Genomic DNA, 9,753 nt, shown 5'->3' with positions numbered 1-9,753 from the left:
TGTCACCGAGGCGGGTGATCTCGAAGAACGGGTGCTCGGCCTTGTTGACCCAGAAGCTCTCCGGGGTGTGGAACTGCAACTCGAACAGCGCGCCGGTCTGCGGGTCCCGCCAGGTCAGGTTGATGCCCTTGTACAGCCGCTTGGACTGCGGCGACCAGTCGTTCTTGGCCTCGACCAGCTCGAACCTCTTCTGTTTCATCTCCCGGACCGCCGCCTGGACGCCGGCGACGTAATCCTTCGTCTCGAACACCGCGGTGTACCGGATGTTGTCGCGGGCCCTGGCGAGCAGTTCCGCCGCCCGGCTCTCATCGCCCTTCAGGTCGCCGTACAGCTTGCGTTTGAGGGAGTCCGCGTCCTTGAGCCGATAGGACCAGCCCTCCCGGCTCGCACCGGGCCACGCCTCGATCATCGCCTTCATCCGCGGCGACAGCTTGTCCGCGTCGAACCACGCGTCCGCCACGGCCTGGTCCGCGAGCTGGTTGGCCTGCTTGGAGAGCTTGAGGTCGACCCCGTTCTCCGTGTACTGCCAGCTGCCGTCGGACTGCGTGCCGTTGCAGGCGGCGGCAGCAGCCGCCCGGGCCGCCTTGAGCACCCGGCAGGCGGGCAGCGAGTCCGGCACGTCGACGTCGTGCCCCACCTTGAGCGCGAGGTCCCGGATCTTGACAACGCCGTTCTCGATGGTGACCACGCCACCGTCGAGGTGGACCACCGCGCCGTCGAAGGCGTCGATCGGCCCGTCCAGCCGGGCCGTGGTGCTGCCGACCTTGTACAGCTTGCTGTCGATCAGGGCGAACGCGTCGTCGAACTTGGCGGCGCCGTTCTCCAGCTTGAGCCCGATGCCGGTGATCTGGGCGAACTTCCCGGCGTCCCCGGCGCCCTCGGCCAGCCGGACCGTGAACCGCTCGATCCGCCCAATGCCACCGGACATCTTGGTCACGCTGAACCGCAGCAGGTTGCTGATCTGGCCCAGCGTCTTGTTGAGCGCACCGCCGAGCTCGCCGATGCCGGGGATGGCGAACGAGGCGACGTCGAACAGGGTCAGCCCGAACGCCTTGCCCGGGTTCTCCCGCCACTCGTTGATGTGGATCAGCTCGAGCGGGTGGTCGCGGAGCATCTCCGGCATCTTCCGGAAGCCCTCGACGGTCTTGCCGCAGTTGTTCCGGAAGTAGTCGCCGCTGGTGCCGACGACGATCCAGCTGCCGCAGTCGGCGAGCGCCTTCAGCCCCGTGATGAAGCCCTTGGCCCCCTCCAGCAGGCCGGCGCCGACCTGGACGAACCAGTCCTCCACCCGGTCGCCGTTGGCTTCCGCCTCGTCGCAGGCGGGCCGGTCGCCCGTGTAGCAGCGGCCCAGCAGCGCGAGGTGGTTCTTGCTGGCGTCCAGGGCCGTCTTGAGGCTCGGCTGCACCAGCGCCCACAGGTGCTTGCAGGCGTCGGTCATGCCGCCGGTGCAGGCCAGGTAGGAGAGGATGCCTTCTTCGACCTTGTCCTCGAACTCCTGCTGCTCACGGGCGATCGCGTCCTGCTTGGCCTTCTCGTCCTGCAGGCCCTTGAGGATGTCGGCGAGCTTCTTGGCCTGTGTGTGGATGCCGGCGGTGGCGTTCTTCGCCCACGCGTACGCCCGGTCGATGCTCGCCGACGCACGTCCCGCGCTGGCCGCCGCGAGTCCGGCGGTCTGCGCCGCGTGGTCCGCGATGGCGGCGTCCTGCCACGCGGCCGACTCCCACCTGGTCGCCGCCCCGGCGGCCGTGGTCGCGCCGTTGGCGTCGTTGGTGGCGGCCACCGCGGCGTCGTACGCCTTGTTGGCCGCACCGATCGCGGTGTTCGCCGAGCCGACCGCCCGGGCCGCCGCCTCGTACGCCGGTTTGATGGCGCCGACCGCATCCGTCGCCTGCTGGGTGGCGTGCCGGGCGGCCGCATCCGCTTCGGCCGCTCGCCGTGCGGCCGACTGGGCCGCCGCCTGGGAGACCAGGATCGCCTCGCTCGCGACGGTCAGCGCGTTGCGGGCGTCGCCGTTGACCGCGGCGAACCGGGACGCGATGTAGCTTGCGGTGCTCCCCCGATCGACGGTCAACGACGCCAGCAACGCGGCGCTGCCGGCCGAGTCGCCGGCGATGTCGGCCTGGACGACGGCCTGCCCGGCCTCCCGGACGGCGGCCTCGGCCTCGGTGCGGGTCTTCTCCGCGCCGACCCGGGCCGACTCGGCCGCGCGGACCGCGTCCACCGCGGCCTGCCCGGCCCGGTCGGAGGCCTTCCGGGCGGTCAGCGCGTTCTGCTGCGCCACCTTGGCCGCCGTACGTGCCCGATCGGCCGCGGCCGTGGCGCCCTCCGCCGCACCGCGGGCCCGGTCGGCTGCCGCCTGCGCCTGGTTCTTCCACGCCAGCGCGGACTGGTACGCGTCGCGCGCGCGGTCGGCCTGGATCCGCAGGTCCCGGGTCGCCTCGTCGGCGTCCTGCCCGGCCGCCTCGGCCTCGGCCCGCGCCTTGGCCAGCGCCGCGGTGATCGCGTTGTACTCCTCCTCGGCCGCGAAGCACCGGTTGGTCGAGGTCTTGAGCTGCTCGCCGGCCCGGTTCATCCGGTTGATCGCCGCGGTCTCCCGCTGGATGGCCTCGTTGGCCGCCAACTGCGCCGACCCGGCCACCTGGGCCTGCGCGACCGCGTTGGCGGACGCCTGCTCGGCGTCGACCCGCAGCTTGCGCGCCTTGTCCGCGTGTTGGCGGGCGTCGGTGGCGGCCTTCTCGGCGATGCCACGCTGGGTGTTGGCCCGCTTGGCCGCGGCCTCGGCGATCTTCTGCTGGGCCTTGGCCACGACCGCCTGGTCCGCGGCCACCTTCTCCTGGTGCTTCGTCTCGGCCAGCCAGCGCGCGGCGTTGTTCGCGTGCAGGGTGGCGTTCTGGTCGGCGTCCAGCGCCAGGCTGTCGGCGAGCGTCGCCGTGGCGGCGTCCTTGGCCGTCGCCGCGGCGTGCGCGGCGGCCTGCGAGGCGAGGCCGAGTGAGACGGTGACCTGCGCCCAGTCGTGCCCGTAGTCCTGACCCGCGTCGGCCAGTTCCCGCGTGGCGATCTGCACCCGCGCGATGACCGCGTTCATCTGCAGCGCCGTCTGGGTGGCCCGGTCGGCCTGCGAGATGGCGTCGGCCTTGTGCGCCTCCAGCAGCGCGGTCCGGCCCGGCTGCCGGGGGCGGTTGACCCGGTCCTGTTCGAAGACCTGGTCGGCGGCGTTGGCCGCGGCCGCGGCCTGCCGCATGGCGAGCAGTGAGCTTTCCAGGTAGGCCAGACCCTGGATGTTGGCGGCCAGGATCTCGGCCCGCGCCCGGGCGCCGGCCTCGGCGGCGGAGGCGTTGGCGGTGAGCAGGTCGATGCTTTCGTTGCGCTGCTCGATGGCTACGCGTACGCGGTCCCGGTTGTCCCAGTCGGCCCGGTTGGCCGCGGCGTACCCGGTCGTGTAGAACGCGGCGATGACGGCCGGGTCGGCGGAGGCGAGGGCCGCGCTGCCGTCCGCGACGACGGTCGGCCCGCCCATCGCGATCATCCGCTCGACGCGCTGATAGATCCGTTCCCGCTCGGCCTGGGTGTCGGCGACCGGGCGGTCGAGTCGATCGGCGAGCTCGTAGCCGTACGCCACGAACTCGCCGATCGTGTAGTCGCCCCCGGCCAGGGCCAGCTTGGCCAGCCGCTGGACGTTCGTTCCGCCGGTCCTGGACCACGTGGTGACCTGGGCCCGGTCCCGGCTCTTGCGCTGGGCGGCGGCGAGCCGGGCCCGCGCCCAGCCGGAGTCAACAAAATCGGCGATCGCCTGCGTGGTCCCGGCCGTCAGCGCCGCGGTGGCCGCATCCCGGACCTCGGGCTCGGCCGCGTACATCGCGATGTCGACGACGCTGTCGCGGTACCACCGCGCCTCTTCGTCGGTCCAGTCGCTGCCACTCGCGGCCGCGGCCGCCGGTTTCGGGTCGGCGTACGCCGGCACGGCCACGCCGCCCCCGGCCAGGGAGAGGCCGAGCACGACAGCCAGGACGAACCGCAACATCTTCATCGGTCGCCCGCCTCCTCGGCGAGTCGCGCCCACTCCGCCGCCTGCTGCTCGGCCCAGCGGACGGCCTCCTGCCAGGCGGCCGCGTCGGTCCGCGCCCGGGCGACGACGCCGGCCCAGTCCTGCTCGGTGGTCGCTCCTTCGGCGTACGCGGCCACAGCGGTCCACCTCGCGCTCTGTTCCGCGGCCCGGGCGGCCTCCGCCGTCCAGTCGACACTGGCACCGGTGGCGGACACCTGCACCGCCCGCCACGCCGACGCGGTCTCGGCGCGGGCCTTCTCCAGGGCCTCGCCGCTGAGCCCCTCCTCGGCCGCCTGCGCCCGCAGGGCGGCCTCGCGCAACCGGGCCATCTTCGCGGTGCCCTTGAGGTCGAGGTCGCTGATGGCGAGTTTGTAGGCTTCGTCGTCGAGGCGCGCCCCGGCCGCCCAGTAGTACGAGAAGAAGTCGGCGATGTCCCGGTCCTCACCGGCCGTGATCGCCGCGAAGGCCGCCGCCTGGACCTGCGGGCCCGGGTCGGACTCGGCGATGGACGCCACGTATTCGCGGTCGGCCTGCGCCTGCTTCGCGACCTCCTCCTGCTGCGGATCCTCCCGGTCGGCCTCGCGTGCGGCCGCCAGCCCGTACCGGATGAAGTCGTCCTTGTCGTCGTGGGTCGCCCGCAGCGCGCGCTCGCATCCGATGTGGACGAACGAGCCCGATCGCGAGTTCCGCTTCTCGACCTCGAGGGTGATGTTGTTGTTGCGCTCGAAGGTGGCGGCCCGGTTCATCGCGGCGGTGAGCCCGGTACGCAGGAACGTGGCCACCGGGTCCGGGTCGCTCGGCGACGGTGTCTTGGTCAACGCGACGGCCGCCGCCTGCCGGACCTCCCATCGGCCGTCGGACAGGGCCCGCCACTGGACGCGCTCCCGGTCGGCCTGACTCGCCGCCGACGCCGGTGCGATCGTCACGGTCTGGGTGATTCCTACGGTGAGAACGGACGCCAGCACCACGGCCGCCAGCCGTCCCCGGCGATTGATCTTGAGCATGCGGATGCCTCCCCAAGGCACGCTGGGCCCGTCGTCCCGGCGCGGGGCCGGGACGACGGGACATTCCGGACGAGGTGCCGCTACTGCCAGGTGACGGCGTTGAACTCCGCGGCGACCGTCTGCGTCGCGCTGGTGAACCGGATGGCCCGGTTCAGGGTTCCGGTGGCGGCCGTGTCCGGAACGGCGTACTTGCCGTTGGTCTTGGACTGCAGAACGCCCACGTGGGTGCCGTCGCTGTTCCTGGCGATGCGGTTGTGCAGGATGAAACGTCCGGCATTGGCGGCGCTGGCCTGATCGGCGGCCAGCCCCGCGCTCGGGTTTGTCACCTCGCGGGCCCAGGCATTCGCCTGGATGCTCTTCATCGAGATTTCCAGCTTGGTGTTCGACAGAACCGCGTGAGCGCAGAACTGCCAGGACTGTTCGGTGGGGATGGGCGTGAAGTTGGCGACGTCCGCTCGCACCAGGTTCTTGATCGTGTTCGCCGTGTGCGCCCGCATCCCCTTGGGGGCCGTCGTGGCGTGGTCGAAGGCGAAGAAGGACTTGGTCGACGAGCACTGCTGCACGAAGGTGACGGCCGTGCCGGCGAAACTCGCGTGCGGCTTGCCCGTCGAGGCCCAGATCGGCTGCGGCTGGGTCGCCCCCGCGGAGACCGGCTCCAGGATCCACCGCTGGTCATTGGTGACGGCGTAGTCCGCGATGCTCAACATGCTGCCGTTGGCGGTGCCGGCGTCGCGCACTCCCAGGTAGCTCCCGCTGGCCAGAGACCTCAGGTATCCACCGGCGGAGGAGTTGAACATGACGGTCCAGGCGATAGAGGCGAAACTGCAGCCGCCCTGGGACACGGTGTATTCCTGCACGTACGGGGCGCCGTAGAAGAGACACTGCTGGGAGGCACGGTTCTGCAGCTTGAAGCGGGTGCCGGACACCGCGGTCACATCCCAGATCTGCTCGGTGCCGCTCCCGCAGTCGCGCAACTCCATGGTCGCGCCAGCCTTGAGCGCACCCTCGCCCGGCTTGTCGAGCGCACCCGCGGGCCGGACACAACGTCCGGACCGGGAACCCTTGATCCGGAACGACCCGACCGGCGACGCGCTGGCGGCGGCCTGGTGGGACGGATCGATCAGCCGCCACTGCTGGGAAGCCAGGTGACCGTTGGGGTTCTGCACCATCGTCAGCGCACCGGCGACGGAGCCGGGCACCGCGGTGATCACCTTGTTGCTGGTGACGTTGCGGATCTCCACGTTGCCCTGACCGCCGTCGAGCAGCTCCCAGACGAAGGCGCCCGTGGTCTGGCTGCAGCCGGAAAGCACGATCGGCGCGCCGTCCTGCTGGATCTTGGCCCGCTCCGGGAGCAGGCACAGCCCCCGGGACTGCAACTTGTAGCGGCCCGCGGTGGTGTCCGGCACGAGCTCCCAGCGCTGCGACTGGAGGTTGTCGTTGCACGGGTCGACCCGGGTCCGGTTTTCGGTGGTGGTCACCCGGAGCTCGTCGAGGTCGCCGGCGCAGCCGTTGAAGCCGGCCGCCTGGAACATGAGGATCTTGCCGGCCGACGGCCGGATGTAGTCGGCCTCGCGGGCGGTGTCGTGACCGCCGAGCAGGAACAGGCTGCGGTCGAGAGCAACACCCTCGAGCGCCTTCTTGGACGCCGCGACCACTGTGGGCTTGTACCCGTCGGCCTCGGCCGCGTACATGATGTCGCGCACCTTGACCTCGTTGGCCCGTGCCTCGGCCAGGTCACGCTCGTCCAGGTCGACCTTGTTGGCCAGGTGGACGCCGGTGAAGACGTAGGCGACCCAGACCTCTTCGGACGGATTCGCGTACGCGATCGTCGCCTCGGCCTTGACCTTGCGCCCGGTGCTGTCGGTCGCGAACAGGTGGATCAGCTCGCGCATCTCGAGATCGTCCAGCTCGTACGGCGTGGCCGACCGCTTGAGCGCGGTGGCGATCGCCTTCTCCTTCGCCGAGCGCAGCGCCGCGGCCTGCCGGGCGGCCACCTCCTCGGCGTTGCCGTTGGCGATCTCGTTCTGCCGGTCGCTCTCGGCCTTGTCGAAGAGGGCGTGCTCCAGGAAGTCGAGGCGCTGCTCGTCGGTGGCGTCGGCCACGGTCAGTGGCTCGGCCGCCGCCTTGACCTCGGGCCAGGTCGCCGCCTTGCGCCAGAACGCCAACAAGAAGTTCTGCAGCGTCTGGTCCAGCATGGTGGACCGCTCGGTGTTGTTCGCCGGCACCCAGTTGATCTCCTGGGCCGCGCGCAGCCGAATCGTGTCGAGTTGGGCCTTGCGGGCCTTCAGCGCCACGTCCCGGTCGTTCGCCGCGAAGATGCCGGCCCTGATGAACTCCGCGGATGCGGCCTCGGCATCGCTCCCATCGCTGAAGGCGGCCAGCGCGGCGGCCTTCACCTGGGAGTTGTGCCTCTCCGAGGCCTTCTCCCAGAGCACCGAGGCGAAGTCGCGGTCGGAGAGGCTGACCTCCTCGCGCGGCACCCAGCCGAGAACGGCGGCGGCGGCATATTTCTCATCGATCGTGGTCGGGTCGGCGGCAGCTTGCGCGACCACCGGCGGTGCTGCGATCGCATCGGCTGGGATGGCAACACTGCCCGTGAACGTCACCGCGATTGAGGCGGCGACCAGCATCCACAGACGCGGAAGTCTGTGCACACTTCTCGACATTTCGTTCCCCCGTAGTCGAAAAGGCCATAAAGAAGATCAATGTGACGCCGAACAATATCAGCCGCCCTCGATCCGGCGCAGCCCCGCTGCGAGGCAGGGCTCACCGGCGAGCGCGGCCCGGCCGATGGGTTCCGGCCGAGCTGTCTCCGGCGTTCACCCGGTGGACTGTGCTCGGGGTTATGGGCGCCACCCTGGCATCCGAGGGCGGTTTGGGAGCTCTCCATGGTTCGTCACCGCTCGATGTCGTGACGTTCGAGCTGGCCGAGTCTGATCGGCGGGCATGCGGGTTGAGCAGGTCATAGGCGAACGGCACCGTCGCCCGCCGATAGTCGCTGCCAGGCATGCTGAGGCAGGCCCGGCGGCGATCTGGTCAGCGCGTTGGATGCCGAGACCGGTCGGTACTCGGTGTGAGCAGGCGACGGCCAGGACGTAGCCGAACCGGTGCTGTCGCAGCGCTGTGGCCAGGGCCGGGTCGCCGCCGTAGGCTTCGTCGCCGGTGACCCACCGGCAGAGCAGGCCACCGGCCACTCGGCCTCGGCGCGATCGCCGACCGTTCGGATCTGCAGGTGGCGAGAATCTTCGGCGACGGATGGAGCCGGTATGCCGACTGCGATACCGCAGTGCTGCATGACCGGTGGACAACGGCGACGTTCTGCGGGCTGCTCATCGCAGCGGCCAGTCACTACGCGCTGATGTGGCAGCAGTGCGCAAGTGGCGACACCGCCCGGTTAGGGCTGCTGGTGACGCGCCGCGACCGGCCGGTTGACCGGCTACCACATCGACGAACACGGCCGGGCAGTCGCGTCGATGACCGCGTTCGGGATCCTGCCCCGCTTCACCGGCGTCGCGGTCCACGACGCCTACAGCGGCTACGACGCCGTAACGGTGAATAGGCTAGGAGTTCTGGCGGAAATGGCAGATGGCGTGTAACACAATGAAGGGACGCTCGCCTCGACTGTGCAGTTCGATCACGTTGTGGTTGCCACTTTCATTCAAGAATGAACCCACGAAGGCGACGATGGCCGTCCGTTGACTGTCCTTCTTGACTTCTACCAGCCGAGACAGAGGATGATCGTTTACGATCACCCGAACGGCCACGTCCTGACCTCCGGCAGCAGAAGTCAGCGTAAGCGCGACGAAAGCGTTGTGCTGTTCAACGCCGTTCACGGCCCGCGTCAACCTGCCGCCCGTTTCGAATGGATCTGACTTCCACTTTCCGCCGGACGCGGAGGCTGGGTCGGTGTTCACAACCACGAAATCCGCCAAAACGGTCATGATAGTCCTAGCGTTGAATCACTTGCTGCGGAACCTCGGCCGCGTCGCTCACCGGTTCCGAGGGGATCAAGGCAACAGCACTCAGATCCATCTACGGTCGCCGAGAATTGCCGCGTCAATATCTTGTCCACGATCCGACAACTTCCTGACTCTGACCGACCACTGGCCTCGCTCTTAGGTCAAGGGATGACGCGCACCTGGCCCATCGGCGGCAGGGCGGGCGTGACCGGTTCAGAGGACCATCGAGGTCAGCAGATACGTAGCTGATCTCACCGGCCCTCCGACTGAGTCACCAAACCGATTGCCAGCGCCGTGGGACAAGAGGAAGCTCAAGCCGAGCTTCATTTGCATGAGGGATGCCCCGATGACCGGAACACTTCGCATTCAACTGTCCGAGGACGGAGCTGACGCCGAACGGCTCGACGCTCTGACCGGATACCTACGCGATCAACTGCGGCTACTCGACGTTGAGGACGTGATCGCTATGCGCGCCGGTGGGCCTCCGGCCGGCACTCGGGCGTTCGATGTTGCCGTGGTCGGCGGCCTGCTGGTCACTCTCGGCAAATCGGCGCAAGGGCTGCGCTCGGTAGTAACCGCGATCAAATCATGGCTTGGCCGCAGCGACGGCGTACGCCGAACAGTGCGGCTGGAAATCGGCGGGGACGTCCTCGAGCTGTCCGAAGCAAGCCTCGCCGAACAGGAGAGGCTGATCAAGCTGTTCGTCGACCGGCACGCGGCCGGAGAGGACGGAAAGTGGCCGGCC

General features: G+C 69.6%; 5 protein-coding genes and 1 pseudogene. 1 reads left to right on the top strand and 5 read right to left on the bottom strand.

Going from position 1 to position 9,753, the window contains the following annotated elements:
• The 5 genes and pseudogenes from DMB66_RS44625 to DMB66_RS44605 form a co-directional block, all read right to left on the bottom strand.
• Nucleotides 1–4,027: hypothetical protein (locus tag DMB66_RS44625; RefSeq protein ID WP_125810185.1), on the bottom strand; the 4,027-nt coding region annotated here is incomplete at its 3' end.
• Nucleotides 4,024–5,049, bottom strand: a complete 1,026-nt coding sequence (locus DMB66_RS44620; protein WP_125810184.1) for a hypothetical protein — start codon at nt 5,047–5,049, stop codon at nt 4,024–4,026. The genes DMB66_RS44620 and DMB66_RS44625, both read right to left, overlap by 4 nt.
• An 80-nt stretch (nt 5,050–5,129) precedes the next feature.
• Entirely contained in the window at nt 5,130–7,601 is a 2,472-nt protein-coding gene (locus DMB66_RS44615) for an RICIN domain-containing protein (protein WP_125810183.1), read from the bottom strand.
• 422 nt (nt 7,602–8,023) lie between these two features.
• Nucleotides 8,024–8,219, bottom strand: a pseudogene (locus DMB66_RS64595) (IS701 family transposase); the annotation flags it as partial.
• A 390-nt stretch (nt 8,220–8,609) separates the two neighbouring features.
• The gene (locus tag DMB66_RS44605; protein WP_125810182.1) at nt 8,610–8,990 is read right to left on the bottom strand and encodes a hypothetical protein; all 381 of its coding nucleotides are present in this window, start codon (nt 8,988–8,990) and stop codon (nt 8,610–8,612) included.
• A 349-nt stretch (nt 8,991–9,339) separates the two neighbouring features.
• On the opposite strand from DMB66_RS44605, the gene DMB66_RS44600 reads away from it, so the two are divergent.
• Nucleotides 9,340–9,753, top strand: a 414-nt coding sequence (locus DMB66_RS44600; protein ID WP_199752982.1) for a hypothetical protein, incomplete at its 3' end; no start/stop codon positions are given.

Source organism: Actinoplanes sp. ATCC 53533, assembly GCF_003947245.1.
Note: the sequence above shows the minus strand (reverse complement) of the source record. Positions and strands in the feature narration are given on the sequence as shown.